The 25,968-nt window shown below is 39.6% G+C and carries 25 protein-coding genes; 19 read left to right on the forward strand and 6 right to left on the reverse strand.

Features of this window, described 5'->3' with window-relative positions:
* Window positions 1-47: 47 nt before the first annotated feature.
* Window positions 48-1,115: a peptide chain release factor 1 gene (gene prfA, locus BLO53_RS11500; protein WP_026488089.1), complete on the forward strand. Its 1,068-nt coding sequence runs from the start codon at window positions 48-50 to the stop codon at window positions 1,113-1,115.
* Window positions 1,116-1,210: 95 nt separating this feature from the next.
* Window positions 1,211-1,570: an Hpt domain-containing protein gene (locus BLO53_RS11505; protein ID WP_092061686.1), complete on the forward strand. Its 360-nt coding sequence runs from the start codon at window positions 1,211-1,213 to the stop codon at window positions 1,568-1,570.
* Between the two features lie 13 nt (window positions 1,571-1,583).
* Here the strand turns inward: BLO53_RS11505 and BLO53_RS11510 are convergent, their stop codons facing one another.
* Window positions 1,584-2,087, reverse strand: a complete 504-nt coding sequence (locus BLO53_RS11510; protein WP_092061690.1) for a DUF5721 family protein — start codon at window positions 2,085-2,087, stop codon at window positions 1,584-1,586.
* Between the two features lie 192 nt (window positions 2,088-2,279).
* Here BLO53_RS11510 and BLO53_RS11515 point away from each other — a divergent pair, with 192 nt between their 5' ends.
* Window positions 2,280-3,305 carry a substrate-binding domain-containing protein gene (locus BLO53_RS11515; protein WP_026488086.1) on the forward strand — a complete coding sequence of 342 codons (1,026 nt, stop codon included), beginning with the start codon at window positions 2,280-2,282 and terminating at the stop codon, window positions 3,303-3,305.
* Here BLO53_RS11515 and BLO53_RS11520 read toward each other — a convergent pair.
* The 4 genes from BLO53_RS11520 to BLO53_RS11535 form a co-directional block, all read right to left on the reverse strand.
* Window positions 3,295-4,131 (reverse strand): DegV family protein, encoded by an 837-nt coding sequence (locus BLO53_RS11520; protein WP_092061693.1) that lies wholly within the window; start codon window positions 4,129-4,131, stop codon window positions 3,295-3,297. The two genes, BLO53_RS11515 and BLO53_RS11520, sit on opposite strands and share 11 nt — an antisense overlap.
* Window positions 4,132-4,206: 75 nt before the next feature.
* Window positions 4,207-4,950, reverse strand: a complete 744-nt coding sequence (locus tag BLO53_RS11525; RefSeq protein WP_092061696.1) for a response regulator — start codon at window positions 4,948-4,950, stop codon at window positions 4,207-4,209.
* A gap of 23 nt (window positions 4,951-4,973) precedes the next feature.
* A complete protein-coding gene (locus tag BLO53_RS11530; RefSeq protein WP_176757258.1) occupies window positions 4,974-5,267 on the reverse strand; it encodes a DUF1294 domain-containing protein in 294 nt (97 codons plus the stop codon).
* Window positions 5,268-6,494 (reverse strand): argininosuccinate synthase, encoded by a 1,227-nt coding sequence (locus tag BLO53_RS11535; protein ID WP_092061700.1) that lies wholly within the window; start codon window positions 6,492-6,494, stop codon window positions 5,268-5,270.
* A 283-nt stretch (window positions 6,495-6,777) separates the two neighbouring features.
* On the opposite strand from BLO53_RS11535, the gene argC reads away from it, so the two are divergent.
* The 15 genes from argC (at window position 6,778) to BLO53_RS11610 (ending at window position 23,182) form a co-directional block, all read left to right on the forward strand.
* The gene (gene argC, locus BLO53_RS11540; protein ID WP_092061703.1) at window positions 6,778-7,830 is read left to right on the forward strand and encodes an N-acetyl-gamma-glutamyl-phosphate reductase; all 1,053 of its coding nucleotides are present in this window, start codon (window positions 6,778-6,780) and stop codon (window positions 7,828-7,830) included.
* Window positions 7,831-7,844: 14 nt separating this feature from the next.
* Entirely contained in the window at window positions 7,845-8,288 is a 444-nt protein-coding gene (locus tag BLO53_RS11545) for a GNAT family N-acetyltransferase (RefSeq protein ID WP_092061706.1), read from the forward strand.
* A gap of 30 nt (window positions 8,289-8,318) precedes the next feature.
* Window positions 8,319-9,542, forward strand: coding sequence for a bifunctional ornithine acetyltransferase/N-acetylglutamate synthase (gene argJ, locus BLO53_RS11550; RefSeq protein ID WP_092061814.1), 1,224 nt, complete (start codon window positions 8,319-8,321; stop codon window positions 9,540-9,542).
* Between the two features lie 48 nt (window positions 9,543-9,590).
* Window positions 9,591-10,484 carry an acetylglutamate kinase gene (gene argB / locus BLO53_RS11555; protein ID WP_092061709.1) on the forward strand — a complete coding sequence of 298 codons (894 nt, stop codon included), beginning with the start codon at window positions 9,591-9,593 and terminating at the stop codon, window positions 10,482-10,484.
* Between the two features lie 44 nt (window positions 10,485-10,528).
* On the forward strand, window positions 10,529-11,728 hold the full coding sequence (locus BLO53_RS11560; RefSeq protein ID WP_242875370.1) for an aspartate aminotransferase family protein: 1,200 nt from the start codon (window positions 10,529-10,531) through the stop codon (window positions 11,726-11,728).
* Complete coding sequence (locus BLO53_RS11565) at window positions 11,725-13,224, forward strand: sugar ABC transporter substrate-binding protein (protein WP_092061714.1); 1,500 nt, start codon at window positions 11,725-11,727, stop codon at window positions 13,222-13,224. Before BLO53_RS11560 ends, BLO53_RS11565 begins: the two co-directional genes overlap by 4 nt.
* Window positions 13,225-13,321: 97 nt before the next feature.
* A complete protein-coding gene (locus BLO53_RS11570; protein WP_176757259.1) occupies window positions 13,322-13,987 on the forward strand; it encodes a helix-hairpin-helix domain-containing protein in 666 nt (221 codons plus the stop codon).
* A 13-nt stretch (window positions 13,988-14,000) separates the two neighbouring features.
* Window positions 14,001-14,681 (forward strand): response regulator transcription factor, encoded by a 681-nt coding sequence (locus BLO53_RS11575; protein WP_026488075.1) that lies wholly within the window; start codon window positions 14,001-14,003, stop codon window positions 14,679-14,681.
* Window positions 14,682-14,693: 12 nt separating this feature from the next.
* Window positions 14,694-16,211, forward strand: coding sequence for a sensor histidine kinase (locus BLO53_RS11580; protein ID WP_092061720.1), 1,518 nt, complete (start codon window positions 14,694-14,696; stop codon window positions 16,209-16,211).
* Entirely contained in the window at window positions 16,208-17,152 is a 945-nt protein-coding gene (locus tag BLO53_RS11585) for a GerMN domain-containing protein (RefSeq protein WP_092061723.1), read from the forward strand. The genes BLO53_RS11580 and BLO53_RS11585 overlap by 4 nt, the downstream gene beginning before the upstream one ends.
* 18 nt (window positions 17,153-17,170) lie before the next feature.
* Window positions 17,171-19,423 carry a DNA internalization-related competence protein ComEC/Rec2 gene (locus tag BLO53_RS11590; RefSeq protein ID WP_092061727.1) on the forward strand — a complete coding sequence of 751 codons (2,253 nt, stop codon included), beginning with the start codon at window positions 17,171-17,173 and terminating at the stop codon, window positions 19,421-19,423.
* A 72-nt stretch (window positions 19,424-19,495) separates the two neighbouring features.
* Window positions 19,496-20,512, forward strand: a complete 1,017-nt coding sequence (gene holA / locus BLO53_RS11595; protein WP_092061730.1) for a DNA polymerase III subunit delta — start codon at window positions 19,496-19,498, stop codon at window positions 20,510-20,512.
* 132 nt (window positions 20,513-20,644) lie between these two features.
* Entirely contained in the window at window positions 20,645-21,334 is a 690-nt protein-coding gene (locus BLO53_RS11600) for a DUF1653 domain-containing protein (protein WP_092061732.1), read from the forward strand.
* A gap of 28 nt (window positions 21,335-21,362) precedes the next feature.
* Complete coding sequence (locus tag BLO53_RS11605; protein ID WP_092061735.1) at window positions 21,363-22,388, forward strand: glycosyltransferase family 2 protein; 1,026 nt, start codon at window positions 21,363-21,365, stop codon at window positions 22,386-22,388.
* A gap of 83 nt (window positions 22,389-22,471) precedes the next feature.
* Window positions 22,472-23,182 (forward strand): phosphatase PAP2 family protein, encoded by a 711-nt coding sequence (locus tag BLO53_RS11610; RefSeq protein WP_092061739.1) that lies wholly within the window; start codon window positions 22,472-22,474, stop codon window positions 23,180-23,182.
* A gap of 68 nt (window positions 23,183-23,250) precedes the next feature.
* On the opposite strand, the gene BLO53_RS11615 is transcribed toward BLO53_RS11610, so the two are convergent.
* Window positions 23,251-24,216 carry a diacylglycerol/lipid kinase family protein gene (locus tag BLO53_RS11615; RefSeq protein WP_092061741.1) on the reverse strand — a complete coding sequence of 322 codons (966 nt, stop codon included), beginning with the start codon at window positions 24,214-24,216 and terminating at the stop codon, window positions 23,251-23,253.
* Window positions 24,217-24,390: 174 nt separating this feature from the next.
* Here BLO53_RS11615 and glyA point away from each other — a divergent pair, with 174 nt between their 5' ends.
* Window positions 24,391-25,629: a serine hydroxymethyltransferase gene (gene glyA / locus BLO53_RS11620; RefSeq protein WP_092061744.1), complete on the forward strand. Its 1,239-nt coding sequence runs from the start codon at window positions 24,391-24,393 to the stop codon at window positions 25,627-25,629.
* The last annotated feature ends 339 nt before the right edge of the window (window positions 25,630-25,968 follow it).

Below are 25,968 nucleotides of genomic sequence, written 5' to 3' on the forward strand. Positions count from 1 at the left end.
ATGATTATGTTTATGCCTGTAAGAAGTGACTAATAGAGGATAAGGATATGTTTGATAGAATAGAAGATATAATACGAAAATATGAAGATATTAGTATGGAACTTAATGAACCGTCTGTGATCTCTGATCAGGACAGATTCAGAAAGCTTATGAAAGAGCAAAAGAGCTTAGAGCCGCTTGTAGAGTGCTATAACCAGTACAAAAAATGCAAGGAAACCATGGAAGAGAGCCTTATGATGCTGGATGAAGAGAGTGACCCAGATATGAAGGAAATGCTCAAGGAAGAACTTGCAAATGCCAAGGACATGATTCCTGAGCTTGAGAACCGCCTTAAGATTCTTCTTTTGCCCAAGGATCCTAATGATGACAAGAACGTAATAGTTGAGATAAGAGCGGGCGTTGGCGGCGACGAGGCAGCTTTGTTTGCAGCAGATATGTACAGGCTTTATACAAGATATGCAGAGCGTCAGAACTGGCGTGTGGAGACCATGAGCGTTGAAGATATCGGTATTGGCGGCATCAAGACTGTGAGCTTTATGATAAAGGGAAATGGAGCTTATTCAAGGCTTAAATTTGAAAGTGGAGTTCATAGAGTTCAGAGAATTCCTGCTACAGAGTCAGGTGGTAGAATCCATACCTCTGCAATCACAGTTGCAATCATGCCTGAGGTTGAGGATGTGGAAGTTGAGATAGATATGAATGACTGCAAGTTTGATGTTTTCAGAGCATCTGGTAACGGCGGACAGTGCGTTAATACCACAGACTCTGCAGTAAGACTTACTCATTTTCCTACTGGAATAGTAATTTCCTGTCAGGATGAAAAGAGCCAGCAGCAGAATAAGGCTAAGGCACTTAGAGTGCTTAGAGCCAAGCTCTATGAACTTGAGCAGGAAAAGAAGCACAACAATGAGGCTCAGCTTCGTAAGAGTCAGGTAGGAAGTGGAGACAGATCAGAGAAGATCAGAACCTACAATTTCCATCAGGGAAGAGTTACAGACCACAGGATTGGCCTTACTCTTTATAAGATTGATCAGATCATGGATGGAGATATAGATGAGATCATAGACAGCCTCATAGCAGCTGATCAGGCGGAGAAACTAAGTTCTATAGAATAAGCATGTAGGCGTTTTGACTTTTGACACCTATATGATATACAATTACTATATGAGTTCGAATTTGTACTTTTTTTCGTGAAAGGTATGGTTTGATTATGGATGCTGCTTTTAAAGCCGAACTGATAGAGTGGGGTGTAGACTGGGACGAAATCCTGGACAGATTTATGGGTAATGAGGACCTCATTGCCAAGTTTATGTTCAAGTTTTTGAATGACCAGAGCATGAATGATCTGACCAGATTTTTAGAAGAAGGGAATGTCACAGAAGCCTTTAAGGCAGTACACACTTTGAAGGGCGTAGGCGCTAACCTGGGACTTAAAGGGTTCCTTACACCAGTCCGTGATCTTACTGAAATCTTAAGGGCCGGCTCAATGGATGGCTATAAGGAAAAGTATGATGAGATAAAACCTAAATATGATGAGCTTATTGCTATCTTACAGAAGTATCAGGCATAGCTGATGAGTTGTTTTATTCATATTCTTTTGTATTAATATTAGATTTTTCAAGAAAGCTTGGGATGAATTCATCCCAGGCTTTTTCTATTGTTTTATCTAGTGAAAAGACCCTAAAGGCGCAGCCTGTTGTAAGTATGATATTGCCGTTTGAAAAACGTATATTAAGACCTAAGAGAACGTCTTCAGGGTTTATGTTAAGCCCAGCCTTTTCTAATACTTCATTTTTCATTGCCTGTCCCGGATGAAAAGTGAATTTAAAAGAAAGAGGAGTTCTTTTACCCTTTATAAGGTCAAAGCAGATTCCCTTTAGATCGCTCCATTTTGAATAATCTAAAAGTGGCATGTCATCTGAAAGTTCGCCGTCATTTTTGTAGAAATCTTTATGGATATTACCGTCAATATGGAAGGTGTTGAAGGTATCTATTGTGGCTTCTTCTACCAGAAAGTTATCGAATATATCTGATGTAAGAAGTTTTGTCATGAATTCTTTTTTATTTGAAGCTAGTACTGCGATCATTGTGTTCCTTTGTTCCTTTTTATTTATTGTATTTAAGTATACCATGAAAAGAATGAGAAATTATGTATTTTGCAATATGTAATAATGAATAAAATAAAATGGTCCTTTTTGCATAATATTGGATAAATTAATTAGTGCATTGCAACTTAAAATTAGTTTATACTATTATTATCGTAATAAAGGAGAAAAAGTATGTCAAAAACAGTTAGACTTAAAGATATTGCAGACAGAATAGGTGTTAGCACAGTTACAGTATCCAAGGCTCTTTCTGGACAGAAGGGTATGAGTGAAGATCTTAGGGAAAAGATTCATGCTCTTGCTGATGAAATGGGCTATGTTCCTTCTGTTTCAAGAAAACAGGATTTCTCCAATAAAAGTTATACCATTGGTGTTCTTATTTCTGAAAATTTCATGAGCGAGTATAGCTCTTTTTATACCAGAATGCATCAGCAGGTATCACAGATAGCCATGGATAGGGGCTGTTTTACTATGCTTGAAGTTATTTCTGCTGATAATGAGAAAAATAAGGTAATCCCTCGCCTTGTTGAGGATAAAAAGATAGAGGGGATTGTTGTAGTTGGAAGGCTTGATCAGGAGTACCTTTCTGCAATCAAGGAGCAGAGCGGAATTCCTATGGTTTTTCTTGATTTCTGCAATCACTCTGGTGATGAGGACGCGGTTGTATCTGATAGCTATAATGGAGCATATTGCCTGACAAATTATCTCTTTGACATGGGGCACAAGGATATTGCCTTTGTTGGAACAATATTGGCTTCAGGAGTTATTACAGACAGATATCTTGGATATACCAAGTCTCTTATGGAACATGGGCAGCCCTACAGGGGTGACTGGATCATTTATGACAGGGATCTGGAAACTGGAGTGATGGACTATAATAAGTTCTTTAAACTCCCAAAAAAGATGCCTACAGCCTTTTTCTGTAACTGTGATATGGCTGCAAGCATGCTTATTAGAAAACTAAATGAAAGTGGTTATAGAGTGCCTGAGGACATATCCGTTGTAGGATATGATAATTATCTTTTCCCTGGGTTATGCGACATAAAGCTTACCACCTATGGAGTTGATACCTATGAGATGGGTAGAAATGCAATCCTGAACCTTATCCGTAAGATAAGCGGAGAGAGGTACAGACAGGGAATCATGATCCTCGAGGGCCATATGATAGAAGGCGAAAGCGTCAAAAGAATCAGCAGGTAACTACGATTCCTCCATCGCCTGCGTAGGTTGTGGCTACGCCTGCTGCATCTACTATAAGTGCCTTTCTAAAGGGAATCTTTTTAAGAAGGAGATCCTTAACAACTGCAGCTCTTTCGTAGCAGTTTACGTGGGTTATCATAAGGGTCTTTTCTTCCGGGTTTAATATTTCTCCAGCAACAAGCTCTGTCATTTTGATAAGAGCTTTTCTTATGCCTATTCCCTGGCTCTTCTGGGCTATTTCCCCCTTAACACCGCAACATACAGGCTTGATATTGAGCGTAGTAGCTACAAGGGCCTTGACGCCTGTAAGACGGCCGTTTTTGCGAAGTGTTTCCAGTGAGTCAAGAACAAAATAAGTAAGCATCTCGTCTCTGAATTTCTCAAGAGCTTCAACTACTTTGTCAAAAGACATGCCGCTATCAGCCAGTTCCATGGCTTTTAGAGCAATCTGAGCTTCGCCGCAGCATGCTGAAAGAGAATCAACAATATGGATATTCTTGTGTCCGTATTCTTCCAGATATAAGTCTTTGCCTAGAAGGGCGCTGTTGTAGCTGCCGCTAAGCTTGGAAGAGAGGGTAACAACGTAAATATCCTCAGCATCACTTACAAAGGACTTCATATAAAGCTCAGGTGAAGGGCAGGCTGTTCGGGCACAGCTGTCAGAAGCTGCTACCTTGGCCAGATAATCTGCCTGATCAAAGGTTTCGTCATCAATAATAGTATGCTCATCTATCTGTAAGATAAGTGGAATAATCTGAAATCTTGGGTCTTTTCTGTATTCTGATGGAAGGTCGCAACAACTATCAACTACAATTTTATAACTCATAAAGCCTCCATTTGGTAAAAAATCTTTTTAGATAATAACATTTACTGACCCATTAGTAAATGCATTGATTACAATTTAACTATCGCTTTTATTGCTAAGATTCTTGACTATTTCTCTAGCTTCGGAAATGGCATTTCTATAGGAAAGAGAGATCCTAAAGCTCTCGTCATCATCCATAGTAACCTTGCCAAAACCGACCTTTTTGATGTGATTTATATTGATTATGGCATTGTCGTTTATAGGGCAGATTTGCGGGAAGATAACGCACTGGTCGTAGAAGTTGTAAATATCATCAATAAGAGTTATGGTTCTGCCGTCTGCAATCTGTACTATGACTTCGGCGCCTTTTCTTTTGGCGTAAACTATATCGTCGTTTTTGGCGTAAAAAGCACCTTCCTTACCTCTAAGTTCCAGTGTTGGAATAGGGTCGCCCTTAATTTTGCGAATCTCGTCCATGGTGCTTGTAAGCTCTGCAACTCTTATAGGCTTGTCGATGAACATCAGGTTTGGTATATCAAGACCTGATTCTTCATACTCCTTACGGTAATCAATAGTTGATACGCACAGTATTATTGGACGAACTACCCCTGCGTCCAGTAAGAGTTTAACTATTTCAAACCCGGTAGGAGTGCTTGTTGTCATATCGATAAACAGGCCATCGTACATCTGTGGATAGCGCAAAAAGGCTTCAACATTACCATAAGAGTCTATATAAAGACGTTCGCCAGATTCCTTGAAAAACCTGTCAGACTGCCTCCCCAAAAGCCTCTCTGTTTGCTTTCTGTCTGCTATGTTGTCATCGCATACCGCAATATGCATTTTCCTATCCTCCCCAAAAATATTTAAATAAAGCTAAAAGATATTGGAAGCCAGAACAAAAGAGCTACAAGACCAATCTGGATAAGTAGTATCAAAGGCATTCCAACAAGGAAATACCAGTGTTTGGTCTTGTGTCTAAAAAGGAACATTCCAATAATAGATCCGATGCTGCCCCCAACTATGGCAACTGAAAATAGGGTTGCCTCAGGAATGCGGAAGGCATTTTTCCTGGCCCTCCGCTTGTCTATTCCCATTAAGGCAAACCCTAGAAAGTTTGTGATTACCAAATATATGATTATAAGAAACAAAGAATTCATTTAGTTATTGTTTGATTCTACTTCCTGCATCTTCATGGCACGAACCTTAGAAGAAAGGCCAAAGAGATTGATAAAGCCTTCTGCGTCGTGATGATCATAGAGATCACCAGTCTTGAAAGATGCAATGCTCTCATTGTAGAGAGAGTAAGGTGACTTGGTGCCAGCCTTAATGATATTACCCTTGTAGAGCTTAAAGGTAACTTCACCTGTTACATACTTCTGTGTTGACTGAATAAAAGCCTGCTCAGCTTCTCTTAGAGGAGTGAACCATTTCCCTTCATAAACTATATCGGCAAATTTGTTGCCCATATCTTTCTTCATTGTATAGGTATCACGGTCTAAAATCAACTCTTCAAGCTGCTGATGAGCCTCATATAAAATTGTTCCGCCTGGAGTTTCATAAACGCCGCGGGACTTCATTCCAACAACGCGGTTCTCAACGATATCAACGATACCAATTCCATTCTCTCCGCCAAGCTTGTTGAGAGTGCGGATAATATCGGAAACCTTCATCTCTTTTCCATTGACGGACTTAGGAACACCGCCCTCAAAGGTCATAGTGACAGTTGTAGGAACGTCTGGAGCCTCTTCTGGAGTCTTGCCCAGAACTAAGAGATGCTTGTAATTGGGCTCAAGTGAAGGATCTTCAAGCTCAAGGCCTTCATGTGAAATATGCCAGAGGTTACGGTCTCTGCTGTAGCTTGAGTCTGCAGAAAATGGAAGATTGATTCCATGTGCCTTGCAGTATTCAATCTCTGATTCACGAGAATCCATGGTCCACTTGTCATTTCTCCAGGCTGCGATGATCTTGATATCAGGCGCTAGAGCCTTTATGCCAAGCTCAAAACGGATCTGATCATTGCCTTTTCCTGTAGCTCCGTGGCAGATTGCAACAGCGTCTTCCTTTCTGGCAACTTCTACAAGTTTCTTGGCAATGAGTGGACGTGCCATGGATGTGCCGAGAAGGTACTTGTTCTCATATACAGCATGAGCCTGAACGCAAGGAACAATGTATTCATCACAGAATTCATCTACAACATCAAGAATGTATAGCTTACTGGCACCACAGCTAAGAGCTCTTTCATTGAGACCGTCAAGTTCTTCTTCCTGGCCGCAATCAATGCAGACACAGACTACTTCGTAATCAAAATTCTCCTTGAGCCATGGAATGATAGCTGTAGTATCGAGACCACCAGAGTATGCAAGAATAACTTTTTCTTTTGCCATTATCGTAACCTCATCTTTCTTCTTATTATTTAATCGTTTATTATTATATATGTACGACTTCCCCAACTATTAAAATGTAAGCTAAAAACGTTCACTAAATAGTTGCTTCCAAATCAATATAAAACAAAAATGTATAAAATGCAATATAAAATGCATAAATATTTAAAAAATACATAAAGTGATGCATAAATATTAAATTTTCTATTGCATAATACAATTTGTGGTCGTATACTGAAAAATATTATTCTTAGTTCCAAATACTATATGTGAGAGGATGCAAGAGATGATAAAGGTTGGAATTATTGGTGCAACAGGTTATGCAGGGGCAGAAATTGCCAGGATCCTTTTAGGTCACCCTGAGGCAGAAGTTGTATGGTATGGCTCCAAAAGCTATGTGGGAGAAGAGTTCTCTAATGTTTTTGGAAGTCTTTTTTCTATAATAGATGACAAGTGCCTTGATGATAATATGGAAGAACTTGCAGATAAGGTGGATGTGATCTTTACAGCAACCCCCCAGAGGTTATGTGCTTCTCTTATAAATGAGGAGATTCTTAATAAGGTTAAAGTCATTGACCTCTCAGCTGATTTCAGACTAAAGGATGTGAAGGTGTATGAGGAATGGTACAAGATAGAGCACAAGGCACCAGAGTTTATTGATGAGGCTGTCTATGGACTCTGCGAGATTAATAGAGATAAGATTAAGGGCGCAAGACTTGTGGCTAATCCAGGCTGCTATACAACCTGCTCAATTCTTACTGCTTACCCTCTTATAAAGGAAGGACTGATTGATCCTGACACACTTATTGTTGATGCTTTAAGTGGCGTGACAGGGGCAGGAAGAGGCGCCAAGGTCGCAAATCTCTTTTGCGAGGTCAATGAGAGCTGCAAGCCGTATGGGGTTGCGAGCCACAGACATACACCTGAAATAGAAGAACAGCTTGGATACGCTGCCGGAAGAAAAATGGTGATAAATTTCACTCCTCACTTGGTTCCTATGAATAGAGGCATTCTTGCTACAGAATATGCATCACTTGTAAAAAAGGATGGTAAACTTCCAGATTCTTCGGATATTAGAAGGGCCTACGAGAAGTATTATGGGGATGAGATTTTTATCAGATTGTTGAAGGATGGCGTTTACCCAGAGACCAGATGGGTGCAGAGCAGCAACTTTGTTGATATAGGCTTTGAGATTGACGCAAGAACCGGCAGGATCATCATGATGGGTGCAATTGACAATCTGGTAAAGGGCGCAGCAGGTCAGGCAGTTCAGAATATGAATATTATGTTTGGATTAAACGAGACAGCAGGGCTTAAACTTGTTCCAAAATGTCCATAAGGGGAGAGACATAAATGGTACGTATAATGACAATTGAAGATTATGACCAGGTCTATGCCCTGTGGAATTCAATCCATGGATTTGGGCTTAGGACTTTAGATGATTCCAGAGAATCAATTGATATCTTTTTAAAAAGAAATCCTACTACCAGCGCAGTAGATGTGGAGGACGGAAAAATAGTGGGCGCTATTTTATGCGGCCACGACGGGAGAAGAGCCTGTTTTTACCATGTTTGCGTGAGCGAGCAGTACAGAATGCACGGTATAGGCAAAAAAATGGTGAACTTTTGCTGCATGCAGCTTAAAAAGGAGAAGATAAACAAGGTTTGCCTTAATGCGTTTGTGACAAATGAGGTTGGTAATAAGTTTTGGAAAAAAATGAACTGGACTCTCAGGGATGATATGAATTATTACGACTTTGTTCTAAATGATGAGAATAAGACTGTATTTGTTCCCTAGCTGATTTCAGAAAAAAGGATGGGTGATGAAATGAAGGTTATAGAAGGCGGAGTTACAGCTGCGACAGGGTTTGAAGCTACAAGCGCTATGGCGCAGATAAAATATAAGGATAGGACAGATATGGCTCTTGTTTATTCCAAGGAGCCTTGTGTATGCGCAGGAACCTTTACTTCAAACGTTGTTAAGGCAGCCTGCGTAATGTGGGATAAAAAGATTGTTGAATCTGGGGATCCAATGCAGGCAGTTGTTGTAAATTCTGGCATAGCCAATGCCTGCACAGGAAAAGAGGGATTCGATGCTTGCGAGGCCACAGCCAGGGCTTGTGAGGAATATCTTGATGTTCCTTATAATACTGTTGCTGTTGCTTCTACTGGAGTAATAGGAATGCAGCTTCCAGTAGACAAGCTGGTAGCGGGAGTTGAGGCAATGAGTAAGACCTTGGATGGCAGCATTAAGGCTGGCACTGATGCTTCCAAGGCAATAATGACAACTGATACAGTTAATAAAGAGGTTGCTGTATCTTTTGAAATAGATGGCAAGACAGTTACACTTGGAGGAATGAGCAAGGGATCAGGAATGATCCATCCTAATATGTGCACTATGCTGGCCTTCCTTACTACAGACCTTGCGATCAGCAAAGCTCTTTTGCAGGAGGCTGTAAGTGACGTTGTAAAGGATACCTTTAATATGATCACTGTAGATGGAGACACATCTACAAATGACACTCTTTTATGCATGGCTAATGGCCTTGCTGGAAACAAAGAGATAACTGAAAAGGCAGATGACTACAACACATTTAAGGAAGCTCTTTTATTTGTATGTGAGTATCTTGCCAAGAAAATGGCTGCAGATGGAGAAGGTGCAAGTAAGCTTTTTGAGGCCAAGGTCGTAAATGCAAGGGATAAGCAGGATGCAAGGATATTATCAAGAGCCATAGTTGGTTCTAATCTGTCAAAGGCCGCTATTTACGGCTGTGATGCTAACTTTGGAAGATTTTTATGTGCCATGGGCTATTCTGGAGCAGAATTCGACCAGAATGATGTGGAGCTTTATTTTGAAAGTGAGTATGGAAAGCTCAAGGTTTTTGATAAAGGAACACCTATCGTTTTTGATGAGGACAAGGCTCTTGAGATTATGAAGGCTGACGCTGTTACAGTATTTGTGGATATGAATGAGGGAAATGCATCTGCTACTGCATGGGGATGCGATCTTACCTATGATTACGTCAAGATAAATGCAGATTACAGAAGCTGACAGGGAAAAATAACCTGTGCTATCAGATTATATTGTAGGAGGAGTGCTATGGATAAGGATATGCAGGAAGTACTAAAAAAGGCAGAGGTGCTTGTGGAGGCCCTTCCTTATATACAGAAGTTTAATAAAAAGGTCATAGTTGTTAAATATGGTGGAAGCGCCATGAGCAATCCGGAACTTCAAAAAAGTGTAATAACGGATGTTACTCTTTTGAAACTTGTTGGATTTAAGCCTATTATAGTTCATGGTGGCGGCAAGGCGATCAGTAACTGGGTTTCTAAGGTTGGCAAAGAGGCAGAGTTTGTAAATGGACTTCGTGTAACTGATGCGGAAACCATGGAAATAGCGGAAATGGTCCTTGGAAGAGTTAACAAGCAGCTTGTGACTATGGTTCAGGAGTTGGGAGTTAAGTCAATAGGTATAAGCGGTAAGGATTCAGGTCTTTTACATGTTACCAAAAAGCTCTCTGATGGGAAGGATATAGGCTTTGTAGGGGAGGTTGATAAGGTTGATCCCAAGGTTTTATTTGACCTTCTTGATAATGATTACCTGCCAATTGTAGCTCCAGTTGGCTTTGACGATAATTTTGATACCTACAATATAAATGCTGATGATGCTGCCTGCGCGATTGCCAAGGCTGTTGGGGCAGACAAGCTGGCTTTTTTGACAGATATCGAGGGTGTGTACAAGGATATCAAAGATCCGTCTACCTTTATTTCAAGGCTTACCTGTTCAGAAGCAGATGCTCTTATTGCAAGCGGAAACATTGGCGGTGGAATGCTTCCCAAGCTTAATAACTGCACAAATGCCATAAGAGAAGGCGTTAATAAGGTGCATATCCTGGATGGGCGAATTCCACATTGCCTTCTTCTTGAAATCTTTACAAACAAGGGAGTTGGAACAATGTTTATGTCTGATAATGAGCTTGCAAAAGAGGCCTGATAGTGCGGACTCCATGATCATGATTAGAGTAAGGAGATGACAAAATGAGCGAGACAATGCAGAAATATATTGATGAGGCAGAAAAGGCACTTCTTCATACCTACAACAGGTATCAGATTGTACTAGACAGGGGAGATGGAGCTTATTTATATGACACAGATGGCAAAAAGTATCTTGATTTTGTTTCGGGAATAGCTGTTTTTGCCCTTGGATACAATAATAAAGAGTATAATGATGCCCTTAAAGCCCAGATTGACAAGCTTCTTCATACATCAAACTATTATTATAACGTACCTGCAATAGAAGCTGCCAAAAAGATAAAAGATGTATCGAAAATGGACAGAGTCTTTTTTACAAACAGTGGAGCTGAGGCAGTAGAAGGCGCTTTAAAGGCTGCCAGAAAGTACTATTATAATAAAACAGGCAAAAATGACGGGGAGATCATTGCTATGAACCATTCCTTCCATGGAAGGACCTTCGGTGCATTATCTGTTACAGGAAATCCCCATTACAGAGAAGCCTTTGAACCAATGATCGGGAATATTAAGTTTGCTGATCTAAATGACCTTGGTAGCGTTTATAAAAATGTTACTGATAGAACATGCGCTATTATCCTTGAGACAGTTCAGGGAGAAGGCGGCATTCACCCTGCTACAGAGGAGTTTTTGTCAGGACTTAGGAAATTGTGCGATGAAAAAGATATTCTCCTGATCCTTGATGAGATACAATGCGGAATGGGGAGAACAGGCTACATGTTTGCCTGGCAGAAATATGGAATAAGGCCTGATATCATGACCACAGCCAAGGCACTTGGATGTGGAGTTCCTGTTGGAGCATTTCTTATGACTGAGAAAGTAGGGGCAAATTCTCTAGCCGCCGGTGATCATGGAACCACCTATGGAGGAAACCCTTTTGCTTGTACAGCTGTCAGTAAAGTACTTGATTTATTTAAACAGGACAATATAATAGAGAATGTGAAAGAAGTTGCTCCTTATTTAGAAAAGCGCTTAGATGAGCTTAGGGATCAGTATGATTTCATAGTTGACCGAAGAGGTGCGGGTCTGATGCAGGGTCTTGTTTTTGACAGGCCTGTTTCGGAGGTGATTGGAAGGGCTCTTAACAGGGGACTGATCCTGATAAATGCCGGTTCTAATATAATCAGATTTGTTCCACCTCTTATTATTACGAAAGAGGATGTGGATGACATGATCGGCATTTTGAGATCTTGTCTGGAGTCTGTATGAAATTAAGAATCAGAATTTTTTCTATTATACTAATAGCATGTACCCTTGCGGGCACCATGGTGTATGCCCGCTCGGGACAGAGCATTTTTGAAAATCGTTCGCTATTTCCAGGGAATAAGACAACAGTTAGATTATGGTATACGGATGACTCGCTTACCAGCTACCTTCAGAGTAGAGCGGTAGCCTATTCAGAGAGTAATAAAAGTGTTCGTATAGAGCCTGTTCTTGTTTCCGGTCTGGAATATCTTGAAGAAATCAATAAGGCTTCTCTTACAGATGATAATTACCCTGATCTTTTTATAATAACAAATGATTCATTGGAAAAGGCCTATCTGGCTGGACTTGCTATGGAGATTACAGACGGGGAGGATTACCTTTCTGAGGAAATGTTTCCAAATGCAGCTATCAGCTCAGTAATCTATGACAACAGATATATAGCCTATCCTTTGTATTTTGAAACAAGTTCTCTTGTATACAACAAGACTTATCTGGAAGAAATGGCTGTTGAGAATATGCAGTCAGAGATAGATGCTGCTGACGGAGAGGCTGCTCAGAACGCCATAGACAGTTCATCAGAAGGCGCATCAGAAGGTGCATCAGATGAGAGCACAACTGAGACCAGTACAGAGATAACACAGGTTATGATTGATGAAGAGGTTGAAAAGAGCCTTCCTCTTACAATATCTGATATTTTGAAGTTTTCACAAAGCTATAACGCCCCTGAGCAGGTTGAAGCGGTGTTTAAGTGGGATGTAACAGATATTTTCTACAACTACTTTTTTGTAGGGAATTATATGAATGTTGGCGGAAGAGCTGGTGATGATGTCAGCAAGATTGACATATATAATACAGATACGATCAGCTGCATGAAAATTTATCAGCAGCTTAACCAGTTCTTTGCTATAGATGCAGATGATATTGACTATGACAAGGTAGTTAGTGATTTCATAGACGGCAAGATAGTATTTACCGTTGCAACTACTGATATTCTCGCCAAGATCAAGGAAGCACAGGATGCGGGAGAATGTCCTTATGAGTTTGCTGTTGCAGATATGCCAGGGCTTACAAGTGACTTCGGCACGAGGACAATGTCAGTTACTAACTGCATTGTAGTAAATGGATATACGGAGCACATTACAGAAGCCAATGCAGTAGCCAGATTTCTGTGCAATGATAATTCAGGCGATATTTATACCAACAGTGGCAAGATTGCTGCTCATTATGGAGTAAGATACAACGACAGTAACATTTCAACATTCTTAAATGTTTACAATGATTCAGTTCCTATGCCCAAGACTATTGAAACCAGCAATCTATGGATGGAACTTGAAATAGCTTTTACCAAGATATGGAATGGAGAGGATTGTAATTCAACTCTCAAACAGGTATCTGAAAGCATCATGACTCAGGCTACAGGTGAGAGCTATGTGGAAGAGACTATTCCTGATCCTGATGATGAGGCTATCACAGCGGGGCTTACAGAGGATAGTGACTGAGATAGCACAAAGCGACATAATTTCTAATGGAGTTGCTTTATTTTCTTTAATAAAATAAAATAGATAATGCATGGCGGGGTCCTCTGATGGAGGAAACATGCGTAATATTTTAATAACAGTATTAGTACTGATGATGGTACTTACAGGATGTAGACGGGCAGATTCATCAGAGGTTATTTTAACTGATGACAGTTTAGAAAGTGCCAGTATACAGATAACGGATGATGATAATGAGGCTTTAGCGAGTCAAAATGAATCTGATGCGAGTGAAACTAGTGATGGTGGAACTTCTGACAAGGAACTTGTAATATTTGTCTGTGGGGCAGTTAACGAACCTGGAGTCTATTACCTTAAGGAAGGGCATAGGGCTGTTGATGCTATAGAGGCTGCTGGTGGTTTTTCGGAAGATGCTGATAAGACCATTGTTAATCTGGCAGCTCCTTTATCAGATGGTATCAAGTTGCAGATTCCAACTAAGGAAGAGGCGGCAGGAGCTTTGGCTGATGGCAGGCCTTTTGACAGTGCTATTGATGGAAGTCTTGGAAATTGTTCTTCTCAGGTAAGTGATGGTAGTCTTGTTAATATAAATAGGGCTACAATTGACGAACTCAAGACTTTGCCGGGTATAGGCGATGGGATTGCCGGCAAGATTGTAGATTATCGCTCGGAAAATGGCAATTTTACTTGTATAGAAGATATCATGAAGGTATCAGGCATCAAAGATAAGCTGTTTTCTAAGATCAAGGATCATATAACAGTATAGAAATGGTGGAGAAATGGGTAAAAAGGCGCTAGTAGTAGATGATGAGAAAATAATAGTTAAGGGCATTAAGTTTAGTCTTGAGCAGGATGATATTGAAGTTGACTGTGCTTATGACGGACAGGAAGCTCTCGATAAGGCGAGAACTAGTAACTATGACATCATTCTTCTGGATGTTATGCTTCCAGTTATGTCTGGCTTTGAAGTATGCCAGCAGATCAGAGAATTTTCAAATGTTCCAATCATTATGCTGACAGCCAAGGGCGATGACATGGACAAGATACTTGGCCTTGAATACGGAGCGGATGATTATATTACCAAGCCTTTTAACATTCTTGAGGTTAAGGCCAGGATCAAGGCTATCATGCGTAGAGCCAATAAGAGCTCAGAGAATAAGGGTGTTATTACTTACGGTGATCTTAAGCTCCATGAAGAGTACAGAAGAGTATTTGTGGGAACCAGAGAAATCAATGTAACAAGCCGTGAGTATGAGCTTTTAGAACTTCTTGCATCAAACCCTGGCAAGATTTATTCAAGAGAAGAGCTTTTGACCACTATCTGGGGAAACGATTATCCTGGAGATGTAAGAACTGTAGATGTTCACATCAGAAGACTTCGTGAGAAATTAGAGCCAAACCCAAGCGAGCCAAGATATGTTCGCACTAAATGGGGAAGTGGCTATTATTTCCAGGCTTGATAAGTTGACCTTATGAAAAATATAGTAAATAGCATTATAACAATCTTTAAACAATTAAAAATCAAGAACATTCTAAATAGTCTTAGAGTGCGATTCTTTATAGTAGTAGCTATCACAGGTTTACTATCTTGTGTTTTCATGCACAAGATAATCCTGGCTAGCTATGAAGATCGTGCTGTCAGTGTCAAATCTACCGAGGTTCAGACTCAGCTTAAGATCTTGGCTAATCACCTTATTGTTTACAATTACTTGCAGGATCCATCCTCTGAAGTGATAAATGCAGAGCTAGATATGCTGGCTAATCTTTATGATGGACGTGTGATGGTCATAAATGACGACCTTAAGGTTGTTAAGGACACCTATAGCATCAGCCAGGGTAAGACCATTATTTCAGAAGAAGTTGTAAAATGCTTGAAGACTGGTTCAAAGGGAACTATGTCCAGCTACGATCAAGGAAATGGCTATATAGAGTTGATCACACCTATTATTGAAACTCAGCTTATAGAAGAACAGGATGTATCTGAAAAAGGTGATAGTAGTGAGGTTGTAAGAGGTGTTCTTCTTACAAGTGTTTCTACTGACACAATTGCTACAACATTGGAAATCCTGGACAGAAGAGCGACTACAATTGAAATTCTGATTGTTGTGGTGATCATAGCTTATGCGGCTATAGTTTCATATGCCTTGTACAAGCCCTTTGACAGAATTACAGCTGCTATCAATGATATCAAGGAAGGCTATACAGATAAGCCTATTGTTGGACCAAACTATCTGGAGACAGAGCAGATCATCAAGGCCTTTAATGCACTTCTTCGCAGGATGAAGGTGCTAGATGACTCCAGGCAGGAATTTGTATCAAACGTATCCCATGAGCTCAAGACCCCTATCACATCAGTCAAGATTCTGGCGGATTCTCTTTTGGCTCAGGAAGATGTTCCCAATGAGGTCTATAGGGAATTTATGAAGGATATAGGCCATGAGATAGACAGAGAGGATAAGATAATCAACGATCTGCTAGCTCTTGTAAGAATGGACAAGACTTCAGCTGGCCTTGTTATAACAGAGGTTGATGTAGTTGATCTAACAGAGGGTGTATTAAAGAGAATGAGGCCTATTGCCAGGAAACATAATGTTGAACTTGTTCTTGACAGTAAGAGGGCTATTACAGCTGAAATCGATGAGGTAAAGATATCTCTTGTTATCATGAACCTTGTTGAGAATGCTATTAAGTATAACAAGAAAAATGGATTTGTAAGAGTTGAACTTGATGCAGATCATCAGTATTTTTATATGGATGTTATTGATTCAGGAGTGGGAATTCCTGAGCAGGCTCTTGATCATATCTATGAGAGATTTTACCGGGTAGACAAGTCAAGGTCCAGAGAGATTGGTGGCACAGGTCTTGGCCTTGCAATTGCGCGAAATGCCGTATTGATGCACAGAGGGTCAATTGATGTAAAGAGCACTTTGGGTGAGGGCACAACCTTTACTATCAAGATTCCGCTATTTAATTCAGGGAAGAAGCAATGACAGGAAGAATAAATGTTAAAAACTTAATACTTCGTTTTGGATTTATCCCTGCGCTTTTAATGGTTTTGTTTATGGGGGCAGGCTGCGGGAAAAATACGGCAACTTCAGACAAGACCATAAAGGTTTACTATGTCAATGCGAGCGAGACAGGGATTATTTCTCAGGACTATGAGCTGACCTCTTCTATGGATGATTCTGATGCTGCAATTACTGAACTTATCAGTGTATTAAAAGAGATGCCTGACAGAATGCAGTATGAAGCTCCTATTTCCGGAGGAATAGAGCTTATAGGGTATTCACTTCACGATAAACTTTTGACTTTAAATTTTAACCCCAATTATCTGGAACTTGGAAGAACCATAGAAATTCTGGATAGGGCAGCAATAGTAAGAACCTTTACTCAGCTTGACAGTATCGAATATGTGTCTTTTCAGATTGAGGGTACTCCTATAACTGACCATTATGGCAATGTTATCGGTAACATGTCTGCTGATACTTTCATTTATAATGCTGGTAATGAGATCAATACCTATGAAAAGGTTGAACTAAAGCTCTTTTTTGCAAGCAGCGACGGAACAAAGCTTGTTCCGGTTTATAGATCTGTTGTATATAACAGTAATATCTCAATGGAGAAGCTTGCTGTAGAGCAGGTTATAAGTGGACCTAACACGGATATTGCCTTTCCAACGCTTTCCAAAGATGCCAAGGTTAAGAGTATCAACGTTAAAGACGGAGTCTGCTATATTGATTTTGACAGCGCATTTTTATATCAGCCCAATTCGGTTTCTGCTGAAGTGGCTATTTATTCTGTAGTAAATACACTTACAGAGCTTCCAAATATAAATAAGGTTGTTTTCTCGGTAAATGGTGAATCAGCCTTTACTTATATGGACTATCTTATAAATGGATCCTATGAGAGAAATTTGGATCTCATCGACTAAATAAGGAAAACTAATAATATGAAACGACCGTTATGCTTTTTATCATTAGTAATAACGGCGATTGTCTATTTATATCTTGAATTCTTTTTATCTGATCACCTTTTTGATCATTCAAAGGAAGATGGTAATAAAATACAAATAGTTGGCATGGTTGACCGCAAGGAATACCGTGTCGATTATTTGGGAGAATTATCACCTGTACTCTATATCATTCCACAAGAGAGAAAGATAAGCCTTTGCAATAAATACATTCAATGTTATATGTCTAAAGAGGATTATAAGGAACCTAAGGTAGGTGAATACGTAATGGTGTCTGGCCTTGTTAAATCCTTTTCTGCCGGGAGAAATCCTGGTGAATTTGACTCTCGCCTTTATTATTCAACACTTAAAATTGAATATAGGATAAAAGATGCTCGGATAATTAAAAGAGCAGGAAATGAGAATAAAGTATATGAGACACTTTATCAGATAAAGTATAGCCTGGAAAAGGTACTTGATGAAAATCTTGATAGTAAAGATTCATCTGTTATGAAAGCGATACTTCTAGGAGATAAGGCCTTTATGGATGAGAATACCAAAAGACTCTACAAGGACGCTGGAATAATACATATTCTGGCTGTAAGTGGCCTTCATATTTCTATTCTGGGCATGGGCCTTTACAGGCTACTAAAAAGACTAAGGCTACCCATGATCCCTAGGGCGCTTATGCCAGTTATATTAATGTATTTCTATGGACAAATGTGTGGGATGAGCTCGTCCGCAGCAAGAGCAATTGTTATGTTTGCTTTAAGCCTTCTGGCTAAGGTGATTGGAAGAACCTATGATCTTTTATCTGCCCTTTCTCTGGTGGAGCTACTACTTCTTATTGAGCAGCCCTTGTATTTGTGTAACAGCGGTTTTCTTTTCTCCTTTGGGGCAATAGTTGGAATTGGATATATCATGCCAGCTGTAATTAAACTGCTTCCAAAAGAAAAATGTAGTCGCCTAAAGTTTGCAGATGACAAAAAAGAGGGGCTATTCAAAAAAACACAAAACTATGTAAAGAGTAGTCTGATCGCAGGCTTGTCAATTTTTCTTGCTACAGTTCCTGTGTATATGTGCTTTTATTATGTTTATCCAATACAGTCGGTATTTTTAAATCTTTTTATACTGCCTCTGATGGCGCCCCTTATGATCCTGGGAATAATACTTATGGTCTTAGGACTTGTATTAAACACCAGAATTGCCATTGTGAGTGCTATGATACATTTGATCCTTAAATGGTATGAAGCCTTGAGCGTGCTTTCAGCAAGACTTCCTGTTGGTAAACTGTATCTTGGTCATGCCAGCAAGCTGCAGATTCTTATTTATGTCTTGGGACTGCTTGCTTTTGTGACCATGATAGAGAGAACGCGAAATAGAGAAAACTACAAGTGGGGAGTTCTAATACTTGGAGTTTCTCTGACTTTTCTTTTGCTTGATCCAAAACCGGAGCTCCAGATATCAATGCTAGATGTAGGACAGGGTGATGGCATAGTTATAAGGACCAGAAGAGAAAATTATTTGATAGATGGAGGAAGCACTGATAAAAAGGATATAGGCAAGTATACTATAATTCCTTATCTGTATTATGAAGGAATAGGAACTCTTGACGCAGTTTTTATAACGCATGAGGATGAGGACCATATATCTGGTGTTTTTGAAATAATGGATGATATGGAAAATGGTGGGATCAGGATTAAAAATCTTGTAATGCCTGATATTTCTGAAGCTTCAAAGGGTGAGAACTATAAAAGGCTGATAGATAGGGCAAAAGATCTTAATATTCCTGTAAGCTATATCAGCTGCAAAGATAGGATCAATTCTGCTGTTGAAATAAGGTGCCTTAATCCTGTGAGCAAGATGAATGTAGAAGGAGCTAATGCTTATTCTTCAGTTCTGTATCTGAAGTATAAAGATTTCTCCGCACTGTTTACCGGTGATGTGGAGGGGGAAGGAGAAAGGCATTTATTAGATGATATAAAAGGTAATCAGGAAATGCTTCAGAAAATAACGCTCCTAAAGGTGGCTCATCATGGTTCTAAGAATAGTACAAGCAAGGAAATGCTTGATTATCTGAATCCAAGGATTGCGCTAATAAGCTGCGGCATAGATAATAGATACGGTCATCCTCACAAAGAACTTCTGGAGCGCTTTGATGGAGGTAGTACAAGAATATATAGGACTGACAGGTCAGGAGCAATTACTGTGACTGTGTCAGGGCAGAAAGTGATGATAAGGGAATTTCTATAATAACGAACGCTATGACGATAATAATGTGAATTTTACGCGCTCTGTGTTAACATATTAATTGGAGTGTAAAAAATGGCGGCTAAGACATCAGATTTTCCAGTAAAACAAAGACAAATAAATGAAGATATAAAAAATGCCACTTTTAAGCAGTGCTATCTGATATATGGGGAGGAAGCCTACCTTAGAAATCAGAACAGGGATAAGCTTGTTAAGGCACTTTCAGGAGATATGGCATCAATGAATTTTTCCAGGTATGAAGGAAATGATCTTAATCCTGGAGAGATTATTGATATGGCTGAGACAATGCCTTTTTTGTCAGATAAGAGAGTTATCCTTATAGAAAATAGTGGCTTTTTCAAAAACGGATGCCCTGAACTGGCAGATTATCTGAAGGCTCCAGCTGAAACTACCTTTTTTATCTTTGCAGAAAAGGAAGTAGACAAGCGTAAAGATATCTACAAGACTGTATCCAAGACTGGCTTTGAGATGTGTTGTGATGAGCAGGATGAGGGCATTTTAAAGACCTGGATTGCAGGTAAGGTCAAGAGCGAGGGCAAGAGCATTTCTCCAAGGGCACTTGCCTTTATGATAGACAGAGTAGGCACTGATATGTCCAACATTAGCACGGAGCTTGAAAAGCTAATTTGCTATTGCATGGATAAAAGCGAGATTACAGAAGAGGATATAGAAGCTGTCTGTGCAAACTGGCTTACAAACCGCATCTTTGCCATGACAGATGCCATAGTAGAGAGAAATCAAAAAAGAGCCATTGACCTATACTATGACCTTCTTGCCCTTAAGGAACCGCCTGCTAAGATACTGGCCCTTATTACAAGGCAGTTTAACCTGATGCTTCAGGTAAAAGAAATGAGCGATAACAGAAGGGACAATGGTTCTATAGCAAGTGCTGTAAAACTGGCACCATTTCTTGTTGGCAAGTATATAAACTGGGCAAAGGGATATTCCAGAGAAGAACTTGTCGAAACTCTGGAGCTTTGTGCTGGCAATGATGAAGCTGTTAAGACTGGTAAACTCGATTATGTTATCAGCGTAGAAATGGTGATCATCAAGTGCACAGCGGGTAAATAAAGGCTTTTTACCACTTTAAACGTTTTGGGGATTTGAAATAATGAAGGTATGGGATTATACTAGGAAAAGGTTGCGTGGGTATTTTGCAACTATATCTTGTATATAACTGTATATTTAGTATGGAGGATAGTTGTGAACAGACCAAGACCAGTACCGCAGGAATTATATAGACATTTCAAGAACAAACTGTATCAGATAATTTCTATTGCCATTCATTCTGAAACGAGAGAGGAAATGGTAGTTTACCAGGCTCTTTATGGGGACTATAAGGTTTATGTGAGGCCTTTAGATATGTTTATGTCTGAGGTTGATCATGTTAAATATCCTGATGTTACTCAGAAGTATCGCTTTGAAAAGGTAGAACCAGGAGCAGTATCTCTTGACAAACCTGTAGAGGTAGCAAAAGACAAGACTGATATAGTAAACAGGCCACAAGATGATGAAAATATTGTGAAGCCGCAGCAAGATATTTCAGTAGGTCCTGTGACAGAAACTACAGAGAAGTTACATATTGCTACAGAGAGAGAAAAGTTCAGGAAAGAGCCCTACAAGCATTCACAGGTAATGGATAAGAGCGTGGATGAAGAGGCTCAGGAACTTAATCTTGATCCACTCGTTATCGAGTTTATGGATGCTGATCTTGCAGCTGACAAGAATGACATCTTATCCAAACTCAGACCTACGATCACCAATGAGATGATTGATATTATGGCTTTATCTCTTGGAGTGGTTGTCAATGAAGGCGATGTATACGACAGATACAATGATCTTCGTACATGTCTTAACACTATGGAGAAATTTGAGAGCACAAGGCTCAGATAATATATAGATTTAAGGAGTTTATTTAGAAATGAAATTACTTTCAATTGCTGTACCATGCTACAATTCTGAAAGCTATATGGAGAAGTGCATTGATTCACTTCTTGTTGGTGGTGAGGATGTAGAAATCCTGATTGTAGATGATGGTTCCAAGGATAAAACTGCAGAGATAGCAGATGCATATGCTGCTAAGTATCCTACAATCTGCAAAGCTATCCATAAGCCCAATGGCGGACACGGCAGTGCAGTTAATGCAGGTATAGAAAATGCTACAGGTCTATATTTCAAGGTCGTTGATTCAGATGACTGGGTAAAAGAGATTGCGTATCGCAAAATTTTATCAACTCTTTCAGAACTTGCTGGAGGAGAGACAACGCTTGATCTTCTTATCAGTAACTTTGTTTATAACAAGGTTGGAGAGAAGAGACACAAGGTAATGAGATACAACACAATGTTCCCTATTGAGCAGCTCTTTACCTGGAAAGATATTAAGAGAACACCTAAGGGACATTACCTTTTAATGCACTCTGTTATCTTTAGAACAAAACTCTTACAGCAATGCGGACTTAAGCTCCCTGAGCATACCTTCTATGTAGATAATATTTATGTATTTAATCCACTTCCTTTTGTTAAGACAATGTACTATCTGGATGTTAATTTCTACTATTATTACATTGGTCGTGAGGATCAGTCAGTTAATCAGAAGATTATGCTCTCTAGAATTGATCAGCAGCTTCGTGTTAACAAGCTCATGGTTGACTATTATGTAGAGAATTATGGTATGATCCGCTCCCAGAAAGAGCGTCATAAATACATGTTCAATTACCTTGAGATCATTACCGCTATTTCATCAGTTCTTTTGATTACTGAGGATACCAAAGAGAATCTTGCCAAGAGAAAAGAACTTTTGGAATACATCAAGGAAAAGAACTACCTCCTGTATCTTAAGATCAGATACAGCATAGAAGGAACATATATCTACCTTCCAGGTAAGGGAGGAAGAAAGATTACTCTTGCTGGCTACAAATTGTTACAGAAGATTTTCCACTTTAATTAATTGAATTATTGTGGTAGAGTAATCGAAGGTTTTATTTCATTGTTTTTAGGCATTTGGCTGCCAGATGCCTGTGAGGGATTATTATGAAAAAATTATATGAGGAATGGACGGGAAGGAGTATGAACAAAGAGACCTTTCGTGATCTTTTAAAGCTTGCGACTCCGATCTTTATATATGCGCCCATTTATCTTTATTGGTTTATTCTTATTGAGAAACACAAGTTTTCGCATTATGCGGTGATACATACAGTGGTGGATGACCATATTCCTTTTGTAGAGGCCTTCATTATCCCATATTTTATGTGGTTTGCGTATGTGGCGCTTACACTACTGTTTTTTATGTTGTCTTTTGATGTTGAGGATTATTACAAGAATTTCTTTTTCCTGGCAACAGGAATGACAATATTCCTTATAATATCAACGCTGTTTCCTAACATGCATAACCTAAGACCTGCCATTATGCCAAGGGATAACGTGTTTACTCATTTGGTTCAGTTTATTTATAGCACCGATACGCCAACAAACCTTTGGCCCAGTATCCATGTTTATAATTCAATTGGAACCATGATAGCTGTTCATCACAGTAAGAGATTTAATAAAGTCGGTGTTATTATCATGGATATAATAGGATCACTTATTATTTTATCTACTCTTTTTGTGAAACAGCATTCTTTCTACGATGTAATAACAGCATTTATCATGGCAATCATTTTTTACATTGTCTTTTATCACAGCTCCTTTATGGAGAGCTTCTGTGTCAGGCAAGAAGAAAAGGTTGCAGTCAGATATAACTAATAATAGATTAAGCCTGTCATCGCTTTATAAAAATATCGATGACAGGCTTTTTTCTTTATATATTCATCTTAATTCATCATATTTAGCTTTTTCTCAAGGCATTCCCAGGTGATATTATCAGATTTTACGGACACTTCGCCGTCTGTGTGAACCCACATTGGCTTATCTGTTTTGACGTTTACCTTTTTTACTACGTGGTGACCTATTCCCTTTATCCAGAAATAGTGGCCTGTAAAGGAAAAGGGCAAAGCGTAGAACATTCTATAAACAGGCATATTGCCTGCATAGACCAGGTCAAACTTGCCATCAGACAGATCAGCCTTTGGAGCAAAATTAAATCCGCCGCCTTCGCAGTGGTGTATCATGGCAGCAATAAAGATAAAGCGCTTTAAATGGATCACTTCTGTATCATTCAGAGTTATATCACAGGGAACCTTCTCTACACCAAGGAGCTGTCTGACCGCGATAGAGCCGTAGGTCAATTTTCCAAGTCCTATCTTGTTTAAAAAATTCTTGGTGCCAGATGAGAGGGCCTGCTCGCAGACTGCGGCATCAAAACCTATCCCTGAGCTTACGTCAAACATTCTTGTAACAGAAATTCTGTCATCGTGAAGTCTGGAGGTCTCTCTTGACATGGAATTATAGGTGAGCCTTCCAAGGTCTAAAGTGCGAGTCTTTTTACCAGCTATTATCTGGTCTATCAGGTCATCAACCTTTTTTGGATAAGAGAGATCTCTTGCAAAATCATTGCTGGATCCTATAGGAATATAGCCCACAAGAGTATTTTCAAAGTCCTGTATTCCATTTATTACTTCGTTTAAAGTACCGTCGCCGCCTAAAACAACTATTCTTATAGGTGTTGGCTCAGGCTCCTTGGTAGTAAGACTTTTTGCAAGCTTTGTTGCATGCCCCGGACCTTTAGTAAAAACAGCCTGGTATTTTAAGCCCTTTTCTGTAAATTTAGCCTCTAGTTTTTCCCAGATTTCCTTGCCCTTGCCAGATCTGGCTGAAGGGTTAACAATGCAGTAATACATATTTTCATACCTTCCCCGAAAAAAGTCAGGACATATAGCCCTGACATTTTGTTAAATAATAAATTATTGTAATTATTATAGCATTTTTTTTCTTGGTATGTTACGATATGCAAGATGTTGCTTTAACACATTACATCGCAAAAGAAAAAGTGTTGTTAATAGGAGGAGTTCGTTATGTATTCATTGGAAGAATTAAGAGCAGTTGACCCAGAAATTGCATCTCTTATTGAGAAAGAGGTGGATAGACAGAATGATCATATTGAATTGATAGCTTCTGAGAACTGGACCAGCAAGGCGGTTATGGCGGCTATGGGAAGCCCATTGACTAACAAATATGCAGAAGGACTCCCTGGAAAAAGATATTATGGCGGCTGTTATGTTGTAGATGAAGTTGAAAAGCTTGCTATCGAGAGAGCAAAAGAGCTTTTCCATTGCGACTATGCTAATGTTCAGCCTCATTCAGGCGCGCAGGCTAACCTTGCTGTACAGTTTGCTCTTCTGCAGCCTGGGGATACTATCATGGGAATGAACCTCAATCAGGGCGGACATCTTACCCACGGTAGCAGTGCTAATATTTCTGGAACTTATTACAAGGTTGTTCCTTATGGTGTAGACGAGAATGGTGTTCTGGACTACGAGGAGATGTACAGACTTGCAGTAGAGCATAAGCCCAAGCTCATCATTGCTGGCGCATCAGCTTACTGCAGAACTATAGACTTCAAAAAGTTTAGAGAAGCAGCAGATGCCTGCGGAGCTGTGCTTATGGTTGATATGGCACATATTGCAGGACTTGTAGCAGCAGGAGTTCACCCAAGCCCATTCCCATATGCTGACGTTGTTACAACCACAACACACAAGACTCTTAGAGGACCTAGAGGAGGACTTATTCTTTGGAATCAGGCAGCTCAGGACAAGTACAAGTTTAACAAGGCAGTATTTCCTGGAATCCAGGGCGGCCCACTTGAGCATGTAGTTGCAGCCAAGGCTGTATGCTTCAAGGAAGCTCTTTCCCCTGAGTTTACAGAATATGGTCAGAATATAGTCAAGAATGCCAAGGCACTCTGTAAGGGCCTTATGGATAGAGGAATCCAGATTGTTTCTGGAGGAACTGACAACCACCTTATGCTCATTGACCTTACAAACTTTGGCCTTACAGGAAAAGAAGTTGAGGCATGGCTTGATGATGCTCATATAACAGCCAATAAGAATACAATCCCTAATGAGCAGCAGTCTCCATTTGTTACAAGCGGTATCCGCCTTGGAACACCTGCTGTAACAACAAGAGGCATGAACGAGGCAGATATGGATGATATTGCCGAGGCAATATCTATTGTTATAAAAAATAAGGGTGAAAAGAATGATGAGGCAAGAGCTATTATTGCAAAGCTCACATCCAAGTATCCACTCAAATAATAAAATTATGTAGATGTCAAAAGTAAATTATGACACCATATGATACTTGTAGAATAATGATCATATGAAGAAGCGGCCCAAAGACCTAGTGTACTGACACTAGTACAGATCTTTGAGTCGTTTTTCTTTTGCTTTAAGCTATGTATGTAACTGTCTACTGAAAACATTTATTGCTGGTCCGAAAACAAAAGTTTCAGACAATTTATGTGTGCTTGAAGGTGCGCTTTCAAAAACACAAAACGGAAAATCGACAATTGGTAAATATCAATTTAAAAACAAATTTCTGAGCTTTACAGTAAAATCTACATTTCTACAGATGGGCGTGAAGAGCAAAAATGA

The sequence above is a fragment of the Butyrivibrio sp. INlla14 genome, from assembly GCF_900102515.1.
Classification (GTDB): domain Bacteria; phylum Bacillota; class Clostridia; order Lachnospirales; family Lachnospiraceae; genus Butyrivibrio.

Excerpts from the sequence above, each read along its gene's own strand:
- prfA (WP_026488089.1), top strand. The coding sequence starts at position 48 with ATGTTTGATAGAATAGAAGATATAATACGAAAATATGAAGATATTAGT.
- BLO53_RS11505 (WP_092061686.1), top strand. The coding sequence starts at position 1,211 with ATGGATGCTGCTTTTAAAGCCGAACTGATAGAGTGGGGTGTAGACTGG.
- BLO53_RS11510 (WP_092061690.1), bottom strand. The coding sequence starts at position 2,087 with ATGATCGCAGTACTAGCTTCAAATAAAAAAGAATTCATGACAAAACTT.
- BLO53_RS11515 (WP_026488086.1), top strand. The coding sequence starts at position 2,280 with ATGTCAAAAACAGTTAGACTTAAAGATATTGCAGACAGAATAGGTGTT.
- BLO53_RS11520 (WP_092061693.1), bottom strand. The coding sequence starts at position 4,131 with ATGAGTTATAAAATTGTAGTTGATAGTTGTTGCGACCTTCCATCAGAA.
- BLO53_RS11525 (WP_092061696.1), bottom strand. The coding sequence starts at position 4,950 with ATGCATATTGCGGTATGCGATGACAACATAGCAGACAGAAAGCAAACA.
- BLO53_RS11530 (WP_176757258.1), bottom strand. The coding sequence starts at position 5,267 with ATGAATTCTTTGTTTCTTATAATCATATATTTGGTAATCACAAACTTT.
- BLO53_RS11535 (WP_092061700.1), bottom strand. The coding sequence starts at position 6,494 with ATGGCAAAAGAAAAAGTTATTCTTGCATACTCTGGTGGTCTCGATACT.
- argC (WP_092061703.1), top strand. The coding sequence starts at position 6,778 with ATGATAAAGGTTGGAATTATTGGTGCAACAGGTTATGCAGGGGCAGAA.
- BLO53_RS11545 (WP_092061706.1), top strand. The coding sequence starts at position 7,845 with ATGGTACGTATAATGACAATTGAAGATTATGACCAGGTCTATGCCCTG.
- argJ (WP_092061814.1), top strand. The coding sequence starts at position 8,319 with ATGAAGGTTATAGAAGGCGGAGTTACAGCTGCGACAGGGTTTGAAGCT.
- argB (WP_092061709.1), top strand. The coding sequence starts at position 9,591 with ATGGATAAGGATATGCAGGAAGTACTAAAAAAGGCAGAGGTGCTTGTG.
- BLO53_RS11560 (WP_242875370.1), top strand. The coding sequence starts at position 10,529 with ATGAGCGAGACAATGCAGAAATATATTGATGAGGCAGAAAAGGCACTT.
- BLO53_RS11565 (WP_092061714.1), top strand. The coding sequence starts at position 11,725 with ATGAAATTAAGAATCAGAATTTTTTCTATTATACTAATAGCATGTACC.
- BLO53_RS11570 (WP_176757259.1), top strand. The coding sequence starts at position 13,322 with ATGCGTAATATTTTAATAACAGTATTAGTACTGATGATGGTACTTACA.
- BLO53_RS11575 (WP_026488075.1), top strand. The coding sequence starts at position 14,001 with ATGGGTAAAAAGGCGCTAGTAGTAGATGATGAGAAAATAATAGTTAAG.
- BLO53_RS11580 (WP_092061720.1), top strand. The coding sequence starts at position 14,694 with ATGAAAAATATAGTAAATAGCATTATAACAATCTTTAAACAATTAAAA.
- BLO53_RS11585 (WP_092061723.1), top strand. The coding sequence starts at position 16,208 with ATGACAGGAAGAATAAATGTTAAAAACTTAATACTTCGTTTTGGATTT.
- BLO53_RS11590 (WP_092061727.1), top strand. The coding sequence starts at position 17,171 with ATGAAACGACCGTTATGCTTTTTATCATTAGTAATAACGGCGATTGTC.
- holA (WP_092061730.1), top strand. The coding sequence starts at position 19,496 with ATGGCGGCTAAGACATCAGATTTTCCAGTAAAACAAAGACAAATAAAT.
- BLO53_RS11605 (WP_092061735.1), top strand. The coding sequence starts at position 21,363 with ATGAAATTACTTTCAATTGCTGTACCATGCTACAATTCTGAAAGCTAT.
- BLO53_RS11610 (WP_092061739.1), top strand. The coding sequence starts at position 22,472 with ATGAAAAAATTATATGAGGAATGGACGGGAAGGAGTATGAACAAAGAG.
- BLO53_RS11615 (WP_092061741.1), bottom strand. The coding sequence starts at position 24,216 with ATGTATTACTGCATTGTTAACCCTTCAGCCAGATCTGGCAAGGGCAAG.
- glyA (WP_092061744.1), top strand. The coding sequence starts at position 24,391 with ATGTATTCATTGGAAGAATTAAGAGCAGTTGACCCAGAAATTGCATCT.